This window comes from Streptomyces sp. NPDC059009, from assembly GCF_042740175.1.
Taxonomy (GTDB): Bacteria; Actinomycetota; Actinomycetes; order Streptomycetales; family Streptomycetaceae; genus Streptomyces.
The window spans coordinates 88,648-111,016 of sequence record NZ_JBHYJB010000012.1; the positions used below are offsets into that span (position 1 = coordinate 88,648).

Genomic DNA, 22,369 nt, shown 5'->3' on the forward strand with positions numbered 1-22,369 from the left:
CGTCAGGCCGCGTACCCCTTCGGCGGGATGAGCGTGGCGAGCTGGTCGAAGGAGAGCCAGTAGATCTGGTTGCCGCCGAACGAGGCGGGGTCGGCGATGAGGACGGTGCCGTTGGCGTCGTCGTAGCCGATGACCGTGAAGTAGTGGTAGATCGTCTCGTTCGGGTAGCCCGGCGGGTGGTTGTTCGGCGGGGCGACGATGTTCGCGACGATCGGGTAGTTGTTGTCGATGTCGAGCACGATGTCGTGCCACAGCAGGTCCTTCTGGGCCTGGGTGGGCGGGTCGTTCGGCATCTCCTTGGTCTCGTACCAGCCGGTGCCGAGATTGTTGTTGAGGACGCCGGTGACCTGGCTGATGTGGTCGGTGCCGTTCTCGGTCGTGCCGAGCTGCGCGGCGAGAGCGCCCTGGCTGGGCGGCCCGATGCGGGCGGAGAGCGCGATGCGGGTCGCGGCCGGGCCGCACCAGTACCCGGTCTCCTGGACCTGGTAGTCGACCTGGAGCGTGTGCGCGCTCCTGGTCCGCACGGAGTCGACGTGGAAGCGGGTGCCGGGCTTGTTGTGGCCGCTGACGACGGCCGTGCCCGCCGCGGAGCCGTGGGCGAGGACCGAGACGGACGAGGGGTGCGGGGTAGGTTCCGCCCCGGCCGCCGGGAAGGCGGCCGGGCCGACGAGGGCGCCGACGGCGGCGACGGCTATCGCGGAGGCGACAAGTCTCTTGCGCATGAGGGCTCCTGACAGGGTGTGAGGTGGATGGCGGAGGCTCCGCGGCTCACGGAATGGGCGGGACCGTCGGGCCTTCCTGGGCGAGCAGGTCGCGCGCGAACCCCTCCCACTGCGCATAGCGGTCCGGGTAGGCCGAGACCTGGACGGCCTGGCAGACGTCGCCGGGCGGCATGGCCTCCCAGCCCGCGATCTGGATGAGCCCCGGGTTGTGCCCGAAGTCGGCCACTCCGTAGAACGACTTGGAGGAGGTGGGGACGTCGGTGATCTGCTCGGGGGTGCCCCAGCCGGTGCTGGGCCGCTGCTGGAAGATGCCGAGCGAGTCATGGTCCACGGGCGTCAGGTAGTTGACGAACTTGGACTCCTGCATGGCCGTCATGAGCGCGATGACCTGCCCCTGCTCGGGGATGCCCGCGCCCTTGCCGACGCCGATGACGGTGCGGGCGTTGGCGAGCTCCTCGGGGCCGAGGTCGGCGGCGGTGCGGAAGGTACGGTGCAGCTCGGCGTCGGGCGCCTTCGCCAGGGCCCGCGCGGTCCGGGCGTCGACCTCGCCGGTGCGGGGCAGCCCGTGCTGTTCCTGGAACCACTTCAGGCCGTGGCGCGGGGCCGGGACGGCGGCCGTGGCGGTGGCGGTGGCGACGCCGGGTGCGGCGAGGACGCCGCAGGTGACGGCAAGTACGGCCGAGACGGCGGCACTTCGCATACGTAGGGGGGAGCGCAACGTTGGTCCTCCGGTCGCGGTGGGGGCACGTCCGTGTGTGACAGCCGCGCCAGCGTCCCGCCATGACCACGTCAGAACCAAACAGTGAAAGCCCAGACTTACGCCCGCGCACGCGGCCCGCACAGCAGGCCCGCTCGCGCACCCCGCGCGGTCAGGGCCAGCTCGCGCACCCCGCACCGCGCATCAGGCCCGCTCCGCGCTCCGCAGCAGCGCCCGCCCCTGTGCCGTCGCCACATGGAAGGACCGGCCGCCCTTGCGCACGGTGGTGACCAGGCCCGCCGCCCGCAGGACGTTCACGTGCTGGCTGATGGCCGGGTGCGTGACGTCGAGGAGCCGGGCCAGCTCCACCGTCGAGCAACCGGTGCGCACCGCGCGTAGAACCGCGGCACGAGTCTGCCCGAGCAGCGGGCCGAGGGACCCCGAACCAGCCGTACCCGAGCGGTCGTTGGCGCTCCTCGCCGCCCAGTCCGCCGAGTGGCCGATCGGATATACGAGGACCGGCGCGAGCTCCGCGTCCGCGAGCGTGATCGGCGTGGGCCAGCAGAAGAACGACGGCTGCAGCACGATGCCCCGGCCCCCGAGCCACAGCTCCTGCTCGACGGGGTAGGCGGCCTCCAGGACCGGCGGCCGCCAGCGGAACTGGGGCCCGAGCCCGGCGAGCAGCCCGTCCGTCCCGCCGTCGAGGAGGTCGTGCAGGCGGATGATGCGGTCGGCGTCGACGTCCGCATGGATGCGGTGCCAGAAGGGTTCGAGCGCCTCCCGGTGGTACGTGTGCACGGCGCGCCCGAGCAGCCGCAGCACGTCGCTGTCGCCGCCCGCCAACGAGCCCGTCCAGCGCGGGAGTTCGCGCACCGCAGCGAGCTGGGCCAGATCGGCGCGCAGCCGTCGCCGGGGCGTGCGCACCAGCGTGTCCACGGCCGCCCGCAGTGTGCCGGACTCACCACATGTGGGGGTGAGGAAGTCCGGCGAGTAGCCCCGGGGCGGCAGCAGCGGTGACAGCAGCCGGCAGCTCTCGGAGAGCCGGGGCCGCGCCCATCTTCGCCACTCGCCGAACACCCGGGCCCCGTCCCGGCGTTGGAGCGTCTGGACGCTGTTGGATATCTCCCAGAGGAAGTCGGGCCCCGGCGCCACCCGCACCCGCGCCAGGTCCTCGGACGTGAAGTGCACCCGCAGCATGGCCCCGCCTCCGTGCCTGCCGTGTGATCCTCAACGAGCCACCAGGCTAGGACATGTTCGCGGCCTGCGAGGGCGCCTCAGTGATGGTGCTCCTGTGCCGCGCTCCCGCTCTTCTTCGAGCCGTCGGCCTCCTTGGAGCCGTCGGCCTCCTTGGAGCCGTCGGCCCCGTGCCCACCGTGCCCCTCGTAGCCCGGGATCGTCCCGTCCGCCTTCTTCACCAGGAACAGCCCCACCATCCCCATGTCCGAGTGGCTCTGCACATGGCAGTGGTACATCCACGCCCCGGCGCCCACCCCCTCCCCTGCGATCACCTGGAACCCGAAGGAGTCGCCCGGTCCCGTGATCTTGTCGTCCAGGATCTGGCTCGGGTCGTCGGGCCCGGTCAGCAGGCCCGTGCGGTTGTCCGCCCAGCGATGCCCGTGCAGATGGAACGTGTGGTAGTACTCGCCGTGCGTGATCGACACGAACTCGACCCGATCGCCCACCGTGGCCTCGAAGTCGGGGCCCTCGTGCGCGGGCTTGTTGTTGATCGTCATGTCGTTGAAGACGACCGTGAACGTCTTGTCGGGCAGGATGTCGCCCTTGCGGCGCACGATCACAGGCCCGTAGAGCCCCTTCCGCAGGCCGCCCGTGCCGTGCTCGGTGCCCACCACGTGGTCGTGGTAGTGCCAGTAGCCGGCCGTGCCGGGCCGCCAGGTCCCGTCCGACCGCCGCCCCGGCGCGTGCGTGCGCCAGGTGTAGGTGCGCTTGCCGCCCGGCTCGACGTCGCTCTTGGTCATCTTCGTGCCGTCGCTGCTGATCTCGTAGTCCATGCCGTGGACGTGCAGGCTGACGTTCACGTCCATCGTGTTCTCGAACTCGACGTGCAGCGTGTCGCCCTCGTTCAGCTCGATCAGCGGGCCGGGTATGGACGCCTTGCCCTTCTCGAAGCCGTAGCCCATCTGCCCGTCCGGCAGCTTCTCCGCGTACATCTTGATGCGGCGCACCTCGCCGCCCGCGGGGGCGGTCTTCGGCGGGGCGGCGGCCGTGGCCTGCTCGGGCGCCGACAGCGACAACGATGTCAGCCCCGTCGCGGCGGCCGCCCCGCCGAGGACCAGGCGCCGGTTGAAGCTGCGTCTGTTCATGTCGAACTCCCCACTGCCGAACGGAGGTTGCGAAGACCACGGAGGTTGCGGAGGCGGACGGGGCGCAACGAGACGACCCCGGGGCGGCCACACGGTAGCGGGAGGATCTTCGTTTATCCACGTGCTGGACAAAGTTCGTCGAATCCCGGTCATTCCTATTGGCGTTCGCGTAAAAGGCGTCTAGCTTCATCGGCGCTGTTGCCGTGACCGACGAGGGGTGGGTGAACCCATGCGGCTGACACCGCATCAAGGGCCCTTAATTCCACGAGGGTTGAGCAGATCGAGACAGAGACGACGCAGCACGCGGCGCACCTGGGCGGCCGGGCTGCTGGCCGGGGCCCTGGTCACCGGCGCGCTCAGCGCCCAGGCGGCCTCGGCGCGCCCCTACCCCGAGCCGCCGTTGACAACGATGTCGCTGCCGAAGCCGCCGGGCGGCGCCGACGTCAAGGTGCTGATCTTCTACGGCTCTGCGGCGGACGGCGACGAGTCGCCCGTCGTGAACGCCGCCATCGAGGCCATCGAGAAGATCGGCCAGTCCGGCCCGGCCGCCCAGCGCTTCACGGTCGAGGCGACCGACGACGCCTCGGTCTTCACGAACGAGACGAAGCTCGGCAAGTTCAACGCCGTCACGTTCGTGACCGGCGGCGGCGACGTCCTCGACCCCGAGCAGGAGGCGGGCCTGGAGGCGTACATGGAGGCGGGCGGCGGCTTCCTCGGGATCCACGACGCGGCCCGCGCCGAGCCGTACTCGAACTGGTTCACCGGCCTGATCGGCGCCCGCCCCGCCGACTCCAGCCCCACGAACGTGCAGCGCGCCACCGTCGAGGTCGGCGACCGCGAGCACCCCGCGACCAAGGACCTCCCCCTCCAGTGGAAGCGCCCCGACCAGTGGCCGAACTGGACGGCGAACCCCTCCGGCGAGGTGCACACCGTCGCCCGGGTGCGCGAGTCCACGTACCAGCCGGGCGCGAGCAAGAACGGCTGGGACCACCCGGTGTCGTGGTGCCGCGACTACGACGGCGGCCGCTCCTTCTACACCGGCATGGGCGGCACCACCTCCTCGTACGACGAGGTGGACTTCCGCTCCCACCTGCGCGGCGCCCTGCTGTGGACGACCCGCCTCTCACGCGCCGACTGCAAGGCGACGATCACCTCCAACTACAAGGCGGAGCGCCTCACCCAGCCCAACCAGCCGGGGCAGAACGACCAGATCGGCGAGCCGCACGGCCTGGTCACGGCCCCCGACGGCCGGGTCCTGTACATCGGTCGCGGCGGCGCGGACGCCTCGCAGCCGGTCGTCACCGACTGGAACAACCCCGACATCGGCAAGGGCAGGGGCGAGATCCACGTCTACGATCCGAAGACCAAGAAGGTGACCCTGGCCGGGGCGCTCTCCGTCTTCGGGAACAAGGGCGGCGGCGACGAGCTCATCAAGGTCGAGGAGGGACTCCTCGGCATCGAGCTGGACCCGAAGTTCGAGCAGAACGGCTGGGTGTATCTGCACTACACGCCGCACTCGCAGATCAACCGCGAGACGCACATGGCCGAGCGCCGCGTCTCCCGCTTCACCCTCGGCCTGACCACGAACAAGCTGGCCCTGGACAGCGAGAAGGTGCTCCTCAAGTGGCCGGTGCAGATCCACAGCTGCTGTCACGCGGGCGGCGGGATGGCCTGGGACTCCCAGGGCAACCTCTACATCGCGACGGGTGACAACAACTCCTCGCGGTTCAGCGACGGTTACTCGGGCAACAACCCGCAGCCGAACTTCAAGGGCGTCTCGTTCGCGGACGCACGCCGCACGGCGGGCAACACCAACAACCTCAACGGCAAGATCCTGCGCATCCACCCGGAGCCCGACGGCACGTACACGCTGCCCGAGGGGAACCTCTTCACCGGCAAGGAGCCGGACGAGGGCGGCGGCAAGACGCGCGGCGAGATCTATGTGATGGGCGTCCGCAACCCGGCGCGCATCTCGATCGACAAGAAGACCGACACCCTGTACGCGGGGTGGGTCGGCCCGGACGCCGGTGAGCCGTCGACGACCTGGGGCCCGGCCAAGTACGACACGTTCGCGGCGATCACGCACGCCTCCAACCGCGGCTGGCCGTACTGCATGGGCAACAAGCAGCCCTACCGCGACCGCAATCTGCCGGACCCGACGAAGCCGCTCGGCTGGTACGACTGCGACCACCTCAAGAACGAGTCGCCCAACAACGACGGCCTGGTGAGCATCCCGCCGGCCGAGGCCAACAACATCTGGTACTCACCCCAGGGCGGCGGCGTCGACTATCCGCGCGACGCGAACGGCGTGCCGAGCTACAAGACGGAGGAGCAGAAGCTGCTTCTGCCGTGGCTCAAGGGAGGCGGCCAGGCCACCATGAACGGCCCGGTCTACCGCTACGACGCGGCCAACTCCAGCACGGACAAGTGGCCTTCGTACTGGGACGGCAAGTGGTTCGTCGGTGACTTCTACGACGGCGACCAGCCTCGGCACGCGGTCCTCACCGACCCGAAGACGGTCGGCAGTGGCGGGCTCCCGGTGCACGCGGAGTCGCTGCGCAAGATCGTGCCGATCGGCAACGACAACATCAAGAACCTCATGGACTGGAAGTTCGCCCCGGACGGCTCGCTGTACGTCCTGGACTACGGGCGCGGCTTCTTCACCTCGGACTCGAAGTCGGCGCTGTGGCGCGTCACTTACCAGGGCGGCGCGGCGACTCCGGCCGCCGGTCAGCTGGCCAGGAAGGCGGGATGATGCGGTCCGCTACGGCATCCAGACGATCGAGACGCTCCCGACGCAGACTGTGGACGGCGCTGCTCGCGGCGGTTCTGATGGTCCTCGGCCTGTCCTCGACGGCGGCCTACGGGCGGCCGGACAACTCGGGGCTCGCCGAGGCGCAGCAGACCCTGACGTGGACGGCCGGGGACGACATCACCAAGTACGCCTCGGCGCCCACGACGGCGGTCGCGGGCCAGACGACGATCGTCTTCGAGAACAGCACGGCGACCGGCAACACGACGGGCATGCCGCACACGCTGACGTTCGACACGTCCGACCCCGAGTACAACAACGACGTGCAGCTGAACATCCTGGCGAACCCCAATGACGACCAGGGCGGCAAGCACACGGCCACGGTCACGCTCACCCCCGGCCGCTACCGCTACCACTGCACGATCCCCGGCCATGAGTCGATGCAGGGCATCCTCGTCGTGACCGACGGCGGCGGCTCGGACACCACGGCACCGGAGACGGCGGCGAAGGTCGACGGCACCACCAACTCCCAGGGCCAGTACGTCGGTTCGGCGATCGTCTCGGTGACGGCGACCGACAACGCGGGCGGCTCGGGCGTCGACAAGGTCGAGTACGCGGTGGGCGCGGACGGCGCGTGGCAGCCGTACACCGCTCCGGTGGTCGTCGACCAGGTCGGCACCCACAAGATCCGCTACCGGGCGTCCGACAAGGCGGGCAACGTCGCGGCGGAGAAGTCCGTCGACTTCACGGTGGTCGCGCCGCCCACGGACGACAAGACACCGCCGGAGACCTCGGCGACCGTGACCGGTGAGAAGAACGACCAGGGCCAGTACGTGGGGATGGCGACGGTCACCGTCTCCGCCTCCGACACGGGCTCCGGCGTCAACACGATCGAGTACGCGGTCGGGGAGGGCGCCTGGCAGCCGTACACGGCGCCGGTGATGGTCCACGAGGCCGGCACGCACAAGGTCCGCTACCGGGCGACCGACAAGGCGGGCAACCAAGCTGCGGAGAAGTCCGTCGAGTTCACGGTGGTCGCGCCGCCGGTCGAGGACAGGACACCGCCGGAGACCTCGGCGAAGGTCGAGGGCGACAAGAACTCGGACGGCGCCTACATCGGCAAGGCGAAGGTGACGGTCACCGCGACCGACGCGGAGTCGGGCGTCGCCAAGGTCGAGTACTCGCTGGACGGCGGCCCCTACCTCGCGTACGAGGCGCCGGTCGTCGTCGACCGGGTGGGCCGGCACACGGTGGCCTACCGCGCCTCGGACAAGGCGGGCAACACGGCGGAGGCCAAGAGCGCGGCCTTCACGGTGGCCGAGGGCGGCGGCGTGCCGGGCCCCAACTGCCCCGAGTACGACGAGCGGTTGACGGTCCTGGTCGGCACGGTCGACACGGGCATCCCGAACCGGGTCACCAACAACCGCTGCCGCATCAACGAGCTCATCGAGGACGAGAAGGAGTGGACGTCCCAGGCGCTCTTCCTCAAGCACGTGAAGACCGTCACCGACCGGCTCCTCAAGGAAGGCGTCATCGACCAGCGCGAGTACAACAAGATCAACAAGGCGGCGAAGCAGTCGGGCATCGGCAAGCCGGGCCAGACCGAGGGCTACCGCAAGCTCTTCGACGGCACCAAGGAGTCCTTCGAGCAGTGGGAGCAGGTGGGCGGCGGCACGTTCGGCCTGAACGCCGACGGCACCATCACCAGCGCCACCAATGTCGAGGGCATGGGCATGCTCTGGTTCCCGAAGCGCAAGTACGGCGACTTCTCCCTCAAGCTCCAGTGGCGGGACGACGCGCCGGGCAACGGGAACGCCAACTCCGGTGTCTTCGTGCGCTTCCCGCAGGTCCACGACCACCCCGAGGAGCCGCGCCCGGAGTGGGTCGCCATCAAGTACGGGCACGAGGTGCAGGTGCTCGACCGCCCCGACGGCGACATGTACAAGACCGGCTCGGTCTACGGCTTCGACCGGGTGGGCCTCGCCGGTGCGGGCGTCACCCCGAAGGGCACGTGGAACGACTACGAGATCCGCGTGGTGGACCAGCACTACTCGGTCTACCGCAACGGCGTCCTGCTCAACGAGTTCGACAACACGGGCGGCCAGGACTTCAACCCGCCCCGCTCGGACGACCCGGGCACGGACGGCCGGCGCTTCGCCTCGGGCTATCTCGGGCTCCAGGTGCACAGCGTGACGGACGTCGTCTCGTACCGGGACATCCGGATCAAGGAGCTGTAGCCGTCACGGCGGTGCGGGCCGACACGGCGGCACGGTCAGCCGCCTGAGACGACCGAGAGGCCGTACGAGGGGATCTCTCCTCGTACGGCCTCTCGGCTGTGACCTCGCCCCCTCGCCCCCTCGCGCCGACGGAGCCGCCGCAATGGGATGATGCGGGCCGGGTGGAAGGCAGGGGGCGGGGGCGTTGAACCAGGCAGGGATGCACGTCGGCGGCCGGTACCGCTTGGAGGTGCTGCTGGGGCGGGGCGGCATGGGGGAGGTGTGGCGGGCGTACGACCCGCGTCTCGACCGCCGGGTCGCCATCAAGTTCCTGCCCGCTCACCTGGCGACCGGCAACGGGCAGCTCCTGGACCGGTTCCACCGCGAGGCCCGGATCACCGCACGACTGCAACACCCGGGCATCGCCGCGGTCTTCGACAGCGGCGCGCAGGACGGCCAGCTGCACCTGGTCATGGAACTGCTCGACGGCCGCAACCTGGGCGACCTGCTCGCGGAGAAGCCGTCCGGGCTGCCGCTGGCCCAGGCCGTCGACCTGACCGCGCAGGCCGCCGCGGCACTGTCGTACGCGCATGGCGCGGACATCGTGCACCGCGACATCAAACCGGCCAATCTCATGCTGCTGCCGGGCGGCCGTCTGAAGGTCTGCGACTTCGGGATCGCCGGGTTCGTCCGCGCCGACTCCGGACTGACGCGTGAAGGCGTCGTCATGGGCACACCCGGATACATGGCTCCCGAGCAGTGCCGGGGCCGGCGCGTCGACGGGCGGGCCGACCTGTACGCGCTCGGCTGTGTGCTGTTCGCCCTACTGACCGGGGGCCCGCCGTTCGCGGACGACAGGGACTTCTACGCCGTACTGATGGACCACATCGCCACGCCGCCCCCGCGGCTTGCCGCACTGCGGCCCCGAGTGCCCGACGAACTCGACCGGCTGGCCGGGCAGTTGCTGGCCAAGGACCCGGCGGAGCGCCCCGCGTTCGCGGGTGTCGTGGCGGACCGGCTGAGAGCCCTGGGGCGGGAGGACGCCTCCGCGGCAGCCGCTCCCCCGCGGCCGGATCCCCGTGTCGCCTACGCTCCGCGGCCGGCACCCGGACCCTCGGCTCCCGACGCCGAGCCTCCTGCCCCCACTCCCGCCCTGGGCCTCGACGTGTACTACAACGATCATCTGGTCCCCGGCGCGACCGAGGCGAACGCGATCATCACGGTCGAGGGAACGGCCTTGTCGCCCGACGACCTGGCGGCCACCGCCCCGCGTGCACTGGTCTTTCTGGCCGGCTTCTCAACGGACCTGCCCCAGGCCGATCTTGACGCGATCCGGCAGTCCCTGGCCGAGACCGTCGATGCACTGGACGAGGGTGTCAGCTTCGGCATCGTCGCGGGCTCGGAGTACGCGCGGATGCTCTACCCCGACACGATGCGCCTGGTCCGGGCCGACGCGGTGACCAAGGCCGAGGCACGCGCCGCCCTGACCGGCGGCCTCGCCCCGGTCCGTGCGGCCGCCTTCGGGCGCTGGCTCAGGCTGGCCGACCGGCTCCTGGCGGGGCACGCCGACGCCGTGCGCACCGCGATCCTCCTGGTGGACATGGAGGCCACGGCCGAGAGCCCGGAGGAGCTGGCGGCCACCCTGGCCTCCTGCTCCGGTCGCTTCTCCTGCCACGCCCGCGGCATCGGCGGCAACTGGGCGGTGCGGCAGCTCACTTCCATCGCGAGCGCGCTGAGCGGCACGGTGAACATCGTCCCCACCCTCGGCTCGCCCGCCGAGGCCCCGGCTCTCGCCGCCGAGTTGGCCCCGGTCATCGACCAGACCCGCCGGTCCGTCGCCCGTGACCTCGCGATGCGGATCACGCGGCCGGACGGCACCCGGCTCCGCTTCCTCAAGCAGGTCGACCCGCAGGTGGAGGACCTGACCGACCGCGGCCATCCGGTCGCGCCCGGCGCCGACGAGTTCCCCATCGACCTCCCGGACAACGCCTCGCGCGACTACCACTTGTGCCTGGATCTGCCGCGCGGCGGCCAGGACGGGGACACGATCACAGCGGCCGATGTGGAGGTGGTGCTCCTGCCGCCGGCCGGGGACGGCCAGGCCCTGGTCCGCCAGGCGATTCCCTACCGGTGGGTCCGTGACGGCTGACAGAAAGAGGCCGTCCTGACGGACGACCTCTGACCTGTGCTGCTCTCCGACATTTCTGTCGGGACGACAGGATTTGAACCTGCGACCCCTTGACCCCCAGTCAAGTGCGCTACCAAGCTGCGCCACGTCCCGATGTGCGATCCCCCGGGGCTTCGCCCCGCGTTCCCGCGATCACCGGAGCAGACACTACCCCACAGGGCGCCGCGGGTGCCAACTCACCGCTGCCGCGCATCCATTGCCGGGCCCCGAATCGAGGAATTAGTCTGCATTCGACGCACACCCCACGGGGGATACGTACGGGGGATAACGTGAAGGTTCGACTGCTCGGTCCGTTAGAAATGACGGAAGGCTCCGTCACTCTCAAGATTCCCGGCGAGAAACTGCGTGCCACGGTGGCCGCACTCGCCCTCTCACCTGGTCGTCCCGTCTCTCGGAGCGACCTCATCGACGAGTTGTGGGGCGAACGACTGCCCCGCGACGCGGAGAACTCACTGCACGGTCATGTGGCCCGGCTGCGCCGCATCATTGACACGCGCATCGGAAAAGACAATCTCCGGGATCTCATTCAGACGTCACATCGTGGATATATGCTCTCGCTTCCCGAAGACGATATTGACGCCTCACAGTTCTGCAATCTGACCCGGCAGGCGGCCGCTCTCCACAAGACGGCTCCCGCACACGCGCTCCGGCTTCTCACCCGCGCCCTTGCGCTGTGGCGCGGGACCGCGCTGCTCGACACCGGCCAGGGGCTCATCAGCCGCACCGCGTACACCCGGCTGACCGAGACACGGCTGACGGCGTACGAGTACTTCTTCGACGCCGCGATCCGGCTCGGTCTGCACCGCGAGATCGTCGCCGAGCTGTATCCGCTGCACGCCCACCACCCGCTGCGCGAGCGGTTCTGCGAGCAGCTCATCACCGCCCTGTACCACTCGGGCCGCCAGGCCGAGGCCCTGGAGGTCTACCACCGCACGCGCCGCCGTCTCTCGGAACAGCTCGGCATCGAGCCGGGCGACGCGCTGCGCGCGCAGTTCCACCGGGTGCTGCGGCGCGAGCCGCTGACCGTGTGACAGGGCGCGATGGGGTCCGTCTCAGGGCGGTCTCAGCGTGATCTCAGGCCCGGGTGCCAGCGTGTCGGCATACGGGGTTGGAGGAGAGCGACATGCACGACGTGCGTGACGTGGAGCTGGGACCGGGGGCTCGGACGTACGGCTCGTACGTGCGGGGCGGGAGCGTGCCGGGCGAGCAGTGGGTGTACGTCGTCGACGCCGCCGCGCTGCTCGACGACGCGTACACCCCGCTCACCCTCAAGCGGAAGCTGGACAAGGGGCAGATCCCCAGGGAGCCGCTGCCCGCGTCGATCGTGGGCCGGGTGGCGCGGGCCTCGACCGAGGTGCTGCAGCAGGCACTTGAGGCCGCCGCCGAGGCCGCGCCCGCGTGGGCGTCGACGCCGCTGGAGGTCCGGCTCGACGCGGTGTGCGCGCTGCTGTGCGAGCGGGTCGTCGAGCGGGCCGGGGAGATCGAGGAGGTCCTCGTGCGGGAGGGCCATCCCCGGGCCCTGGCGCGCTGGCAGCTCTCGGGCATGCTGGCCGCCTGGGGCCCGGAGTCCGTCGCCTTCCACCACACGCAGATGCACCACGAGTTCCGGCACGGCACGCGGGAGATCTCCGTGCGTCGCAGGCCGGACGGGGTGGTGTGCCTGAACCCGCCGCAGAACGCCCCGATGTCCGGCGCCCTGCTCGGCGTGCACGCGCTCTGCGCGGGCAACGCCCTCGTCGTACGTGCCCCGCGGAGCGGCCCGTTGGGAGTGATGTACGCGCTGCAGGAGCTGGTGGCGCCGGTGCTGGAGGAAGTGGGGGCTCCCCCCGGCACCCTCGGGGCGGTCTGCGGCGACCCCGGTCCCGTCCTGTCCGCGTGGCTGCGCAGCCCGCTGGTCGACGACGTCATGTACTGCGGCGCCAGCGAGGCCGGGCTGCGCTTCCAGCAGCGGTGCGTGGCCGCGGGCAAGAAGCCGGTGCTCGAACTCGCGGGCAACGACACGGTGACGGTGTGGAAGGACGCGGACTGCGCGCTCGCCGCCGAGGCCCTCGCCGAGGGGTTCTTCGGCTCGGGCCAGCTGTGCATGGTGCCCGCCCAGGTCCTCGTGCACCCGGCGGCCGCGGACCGGCTGCTGACCGAACTCGTGCGCCAGGCACGGCTCGTGCGGCCGGGGCGGGCGGGCGACGAGGGGGTGCTGCTCACGCCGGTGGCGCGCGGGCAGCGGTTCTTCGGCTGCCTGGAGGACGCCCTCGGGCGGGGCGCCGAGCTCGTCTGCGGGGGCCACGCGATGCGCGTGGACGGCGCCCGGGACGCGGCCGGGCCCTTCCTCGAACCCACGGTGGTCCTGGTGCGCGGGCTCGCCGGGGCGCGGCGCATCGCGGCGGTGCGCGAGGACACGTTCCTGCCGCTGCTGCCCGTCATCGTCGCCGAACCGGCCGCCGACGACGTGCTGTTGAGCCGCTTCGTCCAGTTCGTGAACAGCAACGGCCACGGCCTGCGCAACTCGCTGTGGGCGGCGGACCGGACCGTCGTCGACCACTTCGTGGACCGGGTCACCGCGGGCGGCCTCCTGAAGGTCAACGACTCGCACATCGGCTTCCTGCCGGGGCTGCCCTCGCACGGCGGTACGGGCCTGACCGGCGGGGTCTTCGGCGAGGCCAACTACCCGATGCTGCGCACCACTCATGTGCAGGGCGTGAGCGTCGCGGCGGGCGGCATCCGCCCGCGCGAGGCCGTCTTCGGCACGGACGTCGCGGACGGCCCGGGCGGCGCGGACAGCGCGGACAGCGCGGCGGCGGGCTGACAGAACTCCCCGCACCCGCCGACGCCGGGGGCTCGGCGCGTGCGGGGGCCCAACCAAGGACCGGCCATCGCGGGAGAGTCCTCCTCCCACCGCGCCCCCGGGCGCGCGGCGACTCTCCGCGATGGCCCCGAGTCCCTTGTCGACAGGTGCTCAGGTGCCGGCGTCTCAGCGCCGTCTCCGGGAAATCTCAGGCGGGTTCGGCAGGCTGGCGAGGACGGGAGTCCCGCCACCGACTCACGCCTCAATCCGCACTTCCATACGCATCCTTAACGCCACTCGCGCGCACACCATGCGCACACTGTGCACACGAGCAACATGACCCCTTGCTCGTCGCACCCCCACAACCTCGTCTCCGACCAAGACGGAGTGCCTTCTTCATGAGCCCATCGTTCAACTCCGTTCTGGTGGTGGCCAATCCGGCCGCGGGCGGATACCGGCAGGACATGCTGGAGGACGTGCTGCGGCTGATCGCCAAGTCCGGCGCGGCGGTCACTCCGCTGATGACCGGGGATCCGGGCCACGCCCGCACCTTCGCCCGGGTGGCGGCCGCGCCGGGCGGCCCCGACGCCCTCGTCGCGCTCGGCGGCGACGGCACCGCGCGCGAGCTGATGCGCGGACTCGTCGACGGCGGGCGGATGTCGGGCCCGCCCGACGACCGGCCGCCGCGCCCCCTGCTGCTCGTCCTGCCCGGCGGCACCGCCAACTCCATGTACCGGGAGATCTGGTCGGACCTGCCCTGGCGCGCCGCACTCGAACTCGCCCTCGACAAGCCCCGGGTGCGCCGCCTCGACCTGGCCGGGGTCGCGGAGACCGGGGGCCTCGCGCTCCTGGGCGCCTCCTCGGGCCTGGCCGCGCGGACGCTCGGCGCGCTGCGCGGGGGCGGGCCGGAGCCGGGGAGCGTCCGCTACGAGTCGGCGGTGGCCGAGGCGCTCGACGGCTTCGAACCGTATCCGGGGCGGGTCCTCGTCGACGGCGTCGAGGTGCACCGCGGGCCCACGGTCTCCGTGCACGTGGGCGGCGGCCGCCACCGCATGGGCCTGTTCCGGCCGCTGCCGCTGTCCGAGGTCGACGACGGGCTGCTCGACGTCTGTGTGGCCGGAACCGCGCTCCCCGTGCCGCGCCTGCTGGAACTGATGCGGGGCGGCGACCAGTTGGGCCACGAGGGCGTCGTGCACGCGCGGGGCCGCCGCGTCACGGTGGAGCGCACCGACGGCCGCCCGCTCCTGTTCGAGTACGACGGCGACCTGGCCACCTGCGACTCCTCCAGCTACACCCTGGAGGTCGTCCCGCGGGCCCTGCCGGTCCTCGCGCCACCGGACGACCAGGCCCGCTGACACCCCGTACGGAACTCGACGGAAACGCCGCAAGGGCCGCCCCCTCCACGGGGACGGCCCTTGCGCTGCCTTACGGGGAAGGCGTCAGCTCAGCGTCTCGAGCGCCTGGTTCAGGGTCGTCGAGGGGCGCATGACGGCCTTGGCCTTCGGCACGTCGGGCTGGTAGTAGCCGCCGATGTCGGCCGGCTTGCCCTGCACGCCGTTCAGCTCGCCGACGATCGTCTGCTCCTGCTCGGTCAGCGTCTTGGCCAGGGCCGCGAACGCCTCCGCGAGCTGCGCGTCGTCGGTCTGCTTGGCCAGCTCCTGGGCCCAGTACAGGGCCAGGTAGAAGTGGCTGCCGCGGTTGTCGATGCCGCCGACGCGACGGGTCGGCGACTTGTCCTCGTTGAGGAAGGTCGCCGTGGCGCGGTCGAGGGTGTCGGCGAGCACCTGGGCGCGGGCGTTGCCGCGCGACTGGGCGAGGTGCTCGAAGCTGGCCGCGAGCGCGAAGAACTCGCCCAGGCTGTCCCAGCGCAGGTAGTTCTCCTTGACGAGCTGCTGGACGTGCTTCGGGGCGGAGCCGCCGGCGCCCGTCTCGAAGAGGCCGCCGCCCGCCATCAGCGGGACGACCGACAGCATCTTGGCGCTGGTGCCCAGCTCCAGGATCGGGAAGAGGTCGGTCAGGTAGTCGCGCAGCACGTTGCCGGTGACGGAGATGGTGTTCTCGCCGCGGCGGATGCGCTCCAGGGACAGCTTGGTGGCCTCGACCGGGGAGAGGATCCTGAGGTCGAGACCCTCGGTGTCGTGCTCCGGCAGGTAGGCGTTGACCTTCTTGATCAGCTGGGCGTCGTGCGCGCGGGTCTCGTCCAGCCAGAACACGGCCGGGTCGCCGGTGGCGCGGGCGCGCGTGACGGCGAGCTTGACCCAGTCGCGGACCGGGGCGTCCTTGGTCTGGCAGGCGCGGAAGATGTCGCCCTCGCCGACCTCCTGCTCCAGGACGACGTCGCCCTTCGTGTCCACGAGGCGGACGGTGCCCGCGGCCGCGACCTCGAAGGTCTTGTCGTGCGAGCCGTACTCCTCGGCCTTCTGCGCCATCAGGCCGACGTTGGGCACGGAGCCCATCGTCGACGGGTCGAAGGCGCCGTTGGCGCGGCAGTCGTCGACGACGACCTGGTACACGCCGGCGTAGCTGGAGTCCGGCAGGACCGCGAGGGTGTCGGCCTCGCCGCCGTCCGGGCCCCACATGTGGCCGGAGGTGCGGATCATCGCGGGCATGGAGGCGTCGACGATGACGTCGCTCGGGACGTGCAGGTTGGTGATGCCCTTGTCCGAATCGACCATCGCGAGCTCGGGGCCCTCGGCGATCTCGGCCTCGAAGGACGCCTTGATCTCGTCGCCCAGGTGCGGCACGCCGTCCAGACCCTTGAGGATGGCGCCGAGGCCGTCGTTCGGGGAGAGACCGGCGGCGACGAGCGCCTCGCCGTACTTCGCGAAGGTCTTCGGGAAGAAGGCGCGCACCACGTGGCCGAAGACGATCGGGTCGGAGACCTTCATCATCGTGGCCTTGAGGTGCACGGAGAACAGCACGCCCTCGGCCTTGGCCTTGGCGATCTGCGCGGTCAGGAACTCGCGCAGCGCGGCGACGTGCATCACGGAGGCGTCGACGACCTCGCCCGCGAGCACCGGTACCGACTCGCGCAGCACGGTGGTGGTGCCGTCGGCGGCCACCAGCTCGATGCGCAGGGCGCCGTCCTCGGCGATGGTCACGGACTTCTCGGTGGAGCGGAAGTCGTTCTCACCCATGGTCGCGACGTTCGTCTTGGACTCGGCGGTCCAGGCGCCCATGCGGTGCGGGTGGGTCTTGGCGTAGTTCTTCACCGAGGCCGGGGCGCGGCGGTCGGAGTTGCCCTCGCGCAGGACCGGGTTGACGGCGCTGCCCTTGACCTTGTCGTAGCGGGCGCGGACGTCCTTGTCCTCGTCGGTCTGCGGGTCGTCCGGGTAGTCGGGAAGCGCGTATCCCTGGCCCTGCAGCTCGGCGATGGCGGCCTTCAGCTGCGGGATGGAGGCCGAGATGTTCGGCAGCTTGATGATGTTCGCCTCGGGCGTCTTGGCCAGCTCGCCCAGCTCGGCGAGGGCGTCGGCGATGCGCTGGCCCTCCTCGAGGCGCTCGGGGAAGCTCGCGATGATGCGCCCGGCCAGCGAGATGTCACGCGTCTCGACGTTGACACCGGCCTGCGACGCGTACGCCTGGATCACAGGCAAGAAGGAATGCGTCGCGAGGGCCGGGGCCTCGTCAGTGTGGGTGTAGATGATGGTCGAGTCAGTCACCGGGTGCTCCGCTCCACGTCTGCAACATTGCTCGACATCAAGATATCTCGTGAGGGGGCCCTGCCGGACAGGGCCCCGGGGGTTCCCGGCCGATCGGCCCCGCGGCCCAGGGGCGGGATCTTCCCCTGAAGCGGATCTTGCACCCGTACCTGGATCATGTACGTGTACCTGGATCTTGCACGCGTTACAGATCTTCGTCTCAAGATCGGACAGAAAGTTACCTATAGGTTTCTAGTGACTTTCCACGCGCACGGCAGTAGAACCCGTTCCCACTCCTACGAGAGTGAGGAACATCACATGAGTGGAACCACCACGCATAACGCGAATCCTGACGGGGTGTCACGTCGAAGATTCCTCGCTGGAACGAGTTCTATTCTGGGTGCCGTGGCCCTCGCGGGTCACGGCACCCCGGCCCGTGCGGCCACGGCCCGCCTCGCCCCCTCGGGGGCGGCCGCCGTCATCAGCGACGGCGCGCAGGTGCCCGCCCTGGTCATCGGCACCGGATACGGCGGCTGCGTCGCGGCACTGCGGCTCGCCCAGGCGGGCGTCGACGTGCACATGGCCGAGATGGGGATGGCCTGGGACACCCCCGGTCCGGACGGCAAGATCTTCTGCAACACCACGAGTCCGGACAACCGCTCGTACTGGCTGCGCACCAGGACCAAGCAGCCGCTGAGCAACTTCCTCGGCTTCCCGATCGACAAGAACATCCCCAAGTACACGGGCATCCTGGACGCCGAGGAGTTCGCCGGGATCATCGTCTACCAAGGGCGGGGCGTCGGCGGCGGCTCCCTGGTCAACGGCGGGATGGCGGTCACGCCGAAGCGGGAGAACTTCGCCGCCGTCCTCCCGTCGGTCAACGCCGACGAGATGTACTCCACGTACTACCCGCGCGCCAACGCGGGGCTCGGCGTCGGCCTCATCGACCCCGCCTGGTTCGACACGGTGGACTGCTACCAGTTCGCCCGCGTCGGCCGCAAGCACGCCCAGCGCTCCAACTTCCCCTTCGTGTTCGTGCCCGACGTATACGACTGGGACTACATGAAACAGGAGGCGGCGGGCACCGTCCCCAAGTCGGCCGTGGCCGGGGAGATCCTCTACGGCAACAACTACGGCAAGAAGTCGCTCCAGAAGACCTACCTCAGCCAGATCAAGAACACCGGCAGGGTCACCATCTCCCCGCTCCACCAGGTCACTTCGGTCTCCCCCGCGTCCGGCGGCGGCTACACGGTCACCCTCAACCAGCTCAGCACCGGCGGGGACACCGTGGCCACCAAGACCGTCACCGCGACCCGGGTCTTCTTCGCGGCCGGCAGCGTCGGCACCAGCAAGCTCCTCACCAGACTCAAGGCCACCGGCGCGCTCCCGGCCCTCAACAGCGAGATCGGCAAGGGCTGGGGCGACAACGGCAACGTCATGTGCGGCCGCGCCAACCACCTGTGGGACCCGACCGGAAAGGTGCAGGCGTCCATCCCCTGCGGCGGCATCGACAACTGGGCCGCGGGCGGCGCCTTCTCCGAGGTGGCCCCGCTGCCGACCGGCATCGAGACGTACGCGTCGTTCTACCTGTCCATCACCAGGAACCCGCACCGCGCGGAGTTCAACTGGAACGCCGGGGCGAACCGCGTCGACCTCAGCTGGCAGAAGGACTGGAAGCAGGACTCCATCACCATGGCCAAGTCGATCTTCGACAAGATCAACGCGAAGGAGGGCACGATCTACCGCACGGACCTCTTCGGCACGGACAAGATCTGGGGTGACCACCTGACGTACCACCCGCTCGGCGGCGCGGTCCTGAACAAGGCGACGGACAACTACGGCCGCTTGCATGGCTATTCGGGCTTGTATGTGATCGACGGGGCGCTGATCCCCGGCAACACGAGCGTCAATCCCTTCGTGACCATCACGGCGCTCGCCGAACGCAACATCGAGCAGATCATCGCCACCGACCTCCGCCGATGACCTCTCCGCTCCCCCACGCACGAAGGAGGGGCCATCGGGTCGATGGCCCCTCCCCCGGACACGTCCGTCAGAGCGCGGCGGCCGGGTACGTCGGGTACTCCACGCCGGAGACGTGCTGCACGACCCGGATCACCTGGCACGAGTAGCCGAACTCGTTGTCGTACCAGAGGTAGAGGATCGCGTTGTCGCCGTCGACCTTCGTCGCACCGGCGTCCACGATCGAGGCGTGGCGCGAGCCGATGAAGTCGTTCGACACCGCGTCCGGGGCGGTGGTGAAGTCGATCTGGCGCTTCAGCGGCGAGGTCAGCGACACGTCCCGCAGGTGGTCGAGGACCTCCTCGCGGGTGGTCTCGCGGCCGAGCCTGAGGCTCAGGATCGCGATCGAGACGTCCGGCACCGGGACCCGGATCGAGGAGCCGGTGATCGGCGCCTTCAGGTCCGGCAGCGCCTTCGCGACGGCCGAGGCGGCGCCGGTCTCGGTGATGACCATGTTGAGCGGCGCGCTGCGGCCGCGCCGGTCGGCCTTGTGGTAGTTGTCCAGCAGGTTCTGGTCGTTCGTGAACGAGTGGACCGTCTCCACGTGACCGCGCAGCACCCCGTACTCGTCGGCCATCGCCTTCAGCGGCGGGACGATCGCGTTGGTGGTGCAGGACGCGCAGGACAGGATCTGCTCGTCCGGCTTGATCATGTCGTGGTTGACGCCGTGCACGACGTTCGGGACGTCACCCTTGCCCGGGGCGGTCAGGACGACCTTCTCGACACCGGGGCGCAGGTGCTTGGACAGTCCCTCGCGGTCGCGCCACTTGCCGGTGTTGTCGATGAGGATGGCGTCCTTGATGCCGTACGCGGTGTAGTCGACCTCCGAGGGGTCGTTCGCGTAGATCACCTTGATCTCGTTGCCGTTGGCGACGATGGTGCTGTTCGCCTCGTCGACGGTGATCGTGCCCTGGAACTGGCCGTGGATGGAGTCGCGGCGCAGCAGCGAGGCCCGCTTCACGAGGTCCTGCTCACCGCCCCCGCGCACGACGACGGCGCGCAGCCGCAGCCCGTTGCCGGACCCGGCCTTCTCGATGAGGAGGCGGGCGACGAGGCGGCCGATGCGGCCGAAGCCGTACAGGACGACGTCGCGCGGTTCGCGGCACTCGATCTTGTTGGCGCCGGTGGCCCCGGCGACGGCCTCGGCGGTGAACTCGGCCACGGAGAGCCCGCGCCCGTCCGTCTTGTACGTGGCGGCGAGCATGCCGATGTCGATCTGGGACGGCCCGAGGTCGAGCTCGGCGAGGGCCCGCAGGAAGGGCATCGTCTCGGTGACCGAGAGTTCCTCACCGGCGATCTGCCGGGCGAATCGGTGGGTCTTCAGAATGCTGACCACCGACTTGTTCACCAAGGAGCGGCTGTACAGGAGGACCGTGACGTCCCGCTCCCTGTGCAGCTTCCCGATGACCGGGATCATCGACTCCGCGATCTCCTCGCGGTTCTTCCAGTTGGTGAACGAGTCATCATTGACAGTCACAGGTTTATCTTTCGAGCTAGGCGGCGCTCATATGCTAACCCGGCTTGTTTTCGATCAAGCACCGGGCTCCCTTGAAGCGGGAGCAGTCACTGAGCGAGCACACTCGTTCACTCAAGGTCGCCGAGGACAAAGCCAAGGCCGCGGCCGTCGCGGTGCCCGAGTGCGAGTGAAGTGCTGACGGCGGTCCTGGCCCGGTGCGGGCCCTGGTTCCCTTGTGCGGCCCCTGGCGTTCATGGAACGCCTGTGCTCCCCTGGTGAAACACAGATACTCAATCTGTTTCACAGTGTCAGACAGGGAGTTCACCGCGATGGACCCAGTCAGCAGGCGCAAGGTACTGCTCGCGGGCGGCGCCATGGGAGCGCTCGGTGCGCTGACCGTGGCGGCGCCCGCCCAGGCACGGCCCCTGTGGACGTGGTCGCCCACCCGGTCGGTGGCCGGATCCGGGAAGGGGGCCGACCCCCAGTGGGTGTGGGACGAGGAGGCGGACCAGCTGCTCGCCTCGGTGCTCGACCGGGGCGACGTACCGCAGGTCAATCAGCTGCTGCGCACGTGGAACCGCAACGACCAGCCGCTGCCCGACGGACTGCCGCGCGACTTACGGGAGTTCATGGAGCGGGCGCGCCGGCTGCCCTCCTGGGCCGACCGGAGCAAGCTGGAGACCGCGGCCGAGTTCAACAAGACGCGGGGCTTCTACCTCAATCTGCTCAACGGGGTGGGCGGCGGGATGCTCAGCACCGCCATCCCCAAGGAGGCGCGGGCCGTCTACTACTCCAAGGGCGGCGCCGACATGGAGGACCGCGTCGCCAAGACCAGCAAACTCGGCTTCGCCGTAGGGGCGTTGGACGCCTACCGGCCCGGCGGGAGCATCGTGGTCGAGGCGGTGAAGACGCGGCTCGTGCACGCCGCCGTACGCCATCTGCTGCCCAGGTCCCCGGGCTGGAACGAGCACAACGGCGGGCAGAAGATCCCCATCAGCCAGGCCGACATGCTCGTCACCTGGCACACCCTGCCGACCTTCGCGATGCGCAGGCTGCTGGAGTGGAAGGTCCCGGTCGACGCCGCCGACTCCGCCGCCTATCTGCACCTGTGGCAGGTCACCGCCCACCTGCTCGGCATCCGGGACGAGTACGTCCCCGCCACCTGGGAGGCCGCCGAGGCCCAGTCCCACCAGCTCCTCGACCCGGTCCTCGGGCCCACCCGCGAAGGGGTCGAGCTCACCGACATCCTGCTGGGCCAGCTCGCCGAGCAGACCAGCCCCGGCAGCGTCGACCGCCCGCTCGTCGACGCGCTCGCCCGCTATCTGGTCGGCGACCGGGTCGCCGACTGGGACGGCATCCCGCGCGAGCCCTTCTGGGAGAAGACGATCGAGACGGTCTGGCCGAAGCTGGTCGCCTTCCGCGAGAAGCTGCTGCCGCTGCCCCTGGTGCCGCCGCTCGCCTGGACGCTCGACGAGGCGGCCCGCCAGTACATCTTGTTCTACCTGACGAAGGGACGGGGCACGCACATCGAGATCCCCGAGACCAACCGGCCCTGAGAGTCCCACCATCCGTACC

General features: G+C 70.2%; 15 protein-coding genes, 1 tRNA gene and 1 pseudogene. 10 read left to right on the forward strand and 7 right to left on the reverse strand.

The features are described from left to right. Positions 1–2: 2 nt before the first annotated feature. From ACFWYM_RS14670 to ACFWYM_RS14685, 4 genes are all read right to left on the reverse strand, one after another. On the reverse strand, positions 3–722 hold the full coding sequence (locus ACFWYM_RS14670) for a C39 family peptidase (protein ID WP_384835452.1): 720 nt from the start codon (positions 720–722) through the stop codon (positions 3–5). Between the two features lie 46 nt (positions 723–768). Beyond that, positions 769–1,422 (reverse strand): peptidoglycan-binding domain-containing protein, encoded by a 654-nt coding sequence (locus ACFWYM_RS14675; RefSeq protein ID WP_384835455.1) that lies wholly within the window; start codon positions 1,420–1,422, stop codon positions 769–771. 201 nt (positions 1,423–1,623) lie between these two features. Continuing rightward, the gene (locus ACFWYM_RS14680; protein WP_384835458.1) at positions 1,624–2,616 is read right to left on the reverse strand and encodes an ArsR/SmtB family transcription factor; all 993 of its coding nucleotides are present in this window, start codon (positions 2,614–2,616) and stop codon (positions 1,624–1,626) included. A 77-nt stretch (positions 2,617–2,693) separates the two neighbouring features. Beyond that, positions 2,694–3,740: a multicopper oxidase domain-containing protein gene (locus tag ACFWYM_RS14685; protein WP_384835462.1), complete on the reverse strand. Its 1,047-nt coding sequence runs from the start codon at positions 3,738–3,740 to the stop codon at positions 2,694–2,696. A 229-nt stretch (positions 3,741–3,969) separates the two neighbouring features. Between ACFWYM_RS14685 and ACFWYM_RS14690 the strand changes: the two genes are divergently transcribed. The 3 genes from ACFWYM_RS14690 (at position 3,970) to ACFWYM_RS14700 (ending at position 10,857) form a co-directional block, all read left to right on the forward strand. Continuing rightward, on the forward strand, positions 3,970–6,495 hold the full coding sequence (locus ACFWYM_RS14690) for a ThuA domain-containing protein (RefSeq protein ID WP_384835464.1): 2,526 nt from the start codon (positions 3,970–3,972) through the stop codon (positions 6,493–6,495). Further along, positions 6,495–8,729, forward strand: coding sequence for an OmpL47-type beta-barrel domain-containing protein (locus ACFWYM_RS14695; RefSeq protein WP_384835717.1), 2,235 nt, complete (start codon positions 6,495–6,497; stop codon positions 8,727–8,729). Before ACFWYM_RS14690 ends, ACFWYM_RS14695 begins: the two co-directional genes overlap by 1 nt. A gap of 184 nt (positions 8,730–8,913) precedes the next feature. Further along, positions 8,914–10,857, forward strand: coding sequence for a protein kinase (locus ACFWYM_RS14700; protein WP_384835467.1), 1,944 nt, complete (start codon positions 8,914–8,916; stop codon positions 10,855–10,857). Between the two features lie 58 nt (positions 10,858–10,915). On the opposite strand, the gene ACFWYM_RS14705 is transcribed toward ACFWYM_RS14700, so the two are convergent. Then, positions 10,916–10,989: transfer RNA gene (locus tag ACFWYM_RS14705), tRNA-Pro, on the reverse strand. 206 nt (positions 10,990–11,195) lie between these two features. Between ACFWYM_RS14705 and ACFWYM_RS14710 the strand changes: the two are divergent. The 4 genes and pseudogenes from ACFWYM_RS14710 to ACFWYM_RS14725 form a co-directional block, all read left to right on the forward strand. Next, positions 11,196–11,438 (forward strand): annotated as a pseudogene (locus tag ACFWYM_RS14710) (winged helix-turn-helix domain-containing protein); the annotation flags it as partial. A 6-nt stretch (positions 11,439–11,444) separates the two neighbouring features. Further along, positions 11,445–11,927 carry an AfsR/SARP family transcriptional regulator gene (locus tag ACFWYM_RS14715; protein WP_384835720.1) on the forward strand — a complete coding sequence of 161 codons (483 nt, stop codon included), beginning with the start codon at positions 11,445–11,447 and terminating at the stop codon, positions 11,925–11,927. Between the two features lie 92 nt (positions 11,928–12,019). After that, on the forward strand, positions 12,020–13,699 hold the full coding sequence (locus ACFWYM_RS14720) for an aldehyde dehydrogenase family protein (RefSeq protein ID WP_384835470.1): 1,680 nt from the start codon (positions 12,020–12,022) through the stop codon (positions 13,697–13,699). 377 nt (positions 13,700–14,076) lie between these two features. Then, positions 14,077–15,033, forward strand: coding sequence for a diacylglycerol/lipid kinase family protein (locus ACFWYM_RS14725; protein WP_384835473.1), 957 nt, complete (start codon positions 14,077–14,079; stop codon positions 15,031–15,033). An 84-nt stretch (positions 15,034–15,117) separates the two neighbouring features. Here the strand turns inward: ACFWYM_RS14725 and ACFWYM_RS14730 are convergent, their stop codons facing one another. Further along, positions 15,118–17,340: an NADP-dependent isocitrate dehydrogenase gene (locus ACFWYM_RS14730; RefSeq protein ID WP_384835476.1), complete on the reverse strand. Its 2,223-nt coding sequence runs from the start codon at positions 17,338–17,340 to the stop codon at positions 15,118–15,120. A gap of 297 nt (positions 17,341–17,637) precedes the next feature. Between ACFWYM_RS14730 and ACFWYM_RS14735 the strand changes: the two genes are divergently transcribed. Next, positions 17,638–19,302 (forward strand): GMC oxidoreductase, encoded by a 1,665-nt coding sequence (locus tag ACFWYM_RS14735; protein ID WP_384835479.1) that lies wholly within the window; start codon positions 17,638–17,640, stop codon positions 19,300–19,302. 67 nt (positions 19,303–19,369) lie between these two features. Here ACFWYM_RS14735 and ACFWYM_RS14740 read toward each other — a convergent pair whose 3' ends face one another. Continuing rightward, entirely contained in the window at positions 19,370–20,815 is a 1,446-nt protein-coding gene (locus ACFWYM_RS14740; protein WP_384835482.1) for a glyceraldehyde-3-phosphate dehydrogenase, read from the reverse strand. A 44-nt stretch (positions 20,816–20,859) separates the two neighbouring features. Between ACFWYM_RS14740 and ACFWYM_RS14745 the strand changes: the two genes are divergently transcribed. Both ACFWYM_RS14745 and ACFWYM_RS14750 read left to right on the forward strand, forming a co-directional pair. Then, complete coding sequence (locus tag ACFWYM_RS14745; RefSeq protein WP_384835485.1) at positions 20,860–20,985, forward strand: hypothetical protein; 126 nt, start codon at positions 20,860–20,862, stop codon at positions 20,983–20,985. Positions 20,986–21,123: 138 nt separating this feature from the next. Then, positions 21,124–22,350, forward strand: coding sequence for an oxygenase MpaB family protein (locus ACFWYM_RS14750; RefSeq protein WP_384835489.1), 1,227 nt, complete (start codon positions 21,124–21,126; stop codon positions 22,348–22,350). The last annotated feature ends 19 nt before the right edge of the window (positions 22,351–22,369 follow it).

Coding starts and splice junctions, on each gene's coding strand:
- ACFWYM_RS14685 (WP_384835462.1), bottom strand. CDS start 3,740: ATGAACAGACGCAGCTTCAACCGGCGCCTGGTCCTCGGCGGGGCGGCC.
- ACFWYM_RS14735 (WP_384835479.1), top strand. CDS start 17,638: ATGAGTGGAACCACCACGCATAACGCGAATCCTGACGGGGTGTCACGT.
- ACFWYM_RS14680 (WP_384835458.1), bottom strand. CDS start 2,616: ATGCTGCGGGTGCACTTCACGTCCGAGGACCTGGCGCGGGTGCGGGTG.
- ACFWYM_RS14675 (WP_384835455.1), bottom strand. CDS start 1,422: ATGCGAAGTGCCGCCGTCTCGGCCGTACTTGCCGTCACCTGCGGCGTC.
- ACFWYM_RS14690 (WP_384835464.1), top strand. CDS start 3,970: ATGCGGCTGACACCGCATCAAGGGCCCTTAATTCCACGAGGGTTGAGC.
- ACFWYM_RS14715 (WP_384835720.1), top strand. CDS start 11,445: ATGCTCTCGCTTCCCGAAGACGATATTGACGCCTCACAGTTCTGCAAT.
- ACFWYM_RS14670 (WP_384835452.1), bottom strand. CDS start 722: ATGCGCAAGAGACTTGTCGCCTCCGCGATAGCCGTCGCCGCCGTCGGC.
- ACFWYM_RS14750 (WP_384835489.1), top strand. CDS start 21,124: ATGGACCCAGTCAGCAGGCGCAAGGTACTGCTCGCGGGCGGCGCCATG.
- ACFWYM_RS14720 (WP_384835470.1), top strand. CDS start 12,020: ATGCACGACGTGCGTGACGTGGAGCTGGGACCGGGGGCTCGGACGTAC.
- ACFWYM_RS14725 (WP_384835473.1), top strand. CDS start 14,077: ATGAGCCCATCGTTCAACTCCGTTCTGGTGGTGGCCAATCCGGCCGCG.
- ACFWYM_RS14695 (WP_384835717.1), top strand. CDS start 6,495: ATGCGGTCCGCTACGGCATCCAGACGATCGAGACGCTCCCGACGCAGA.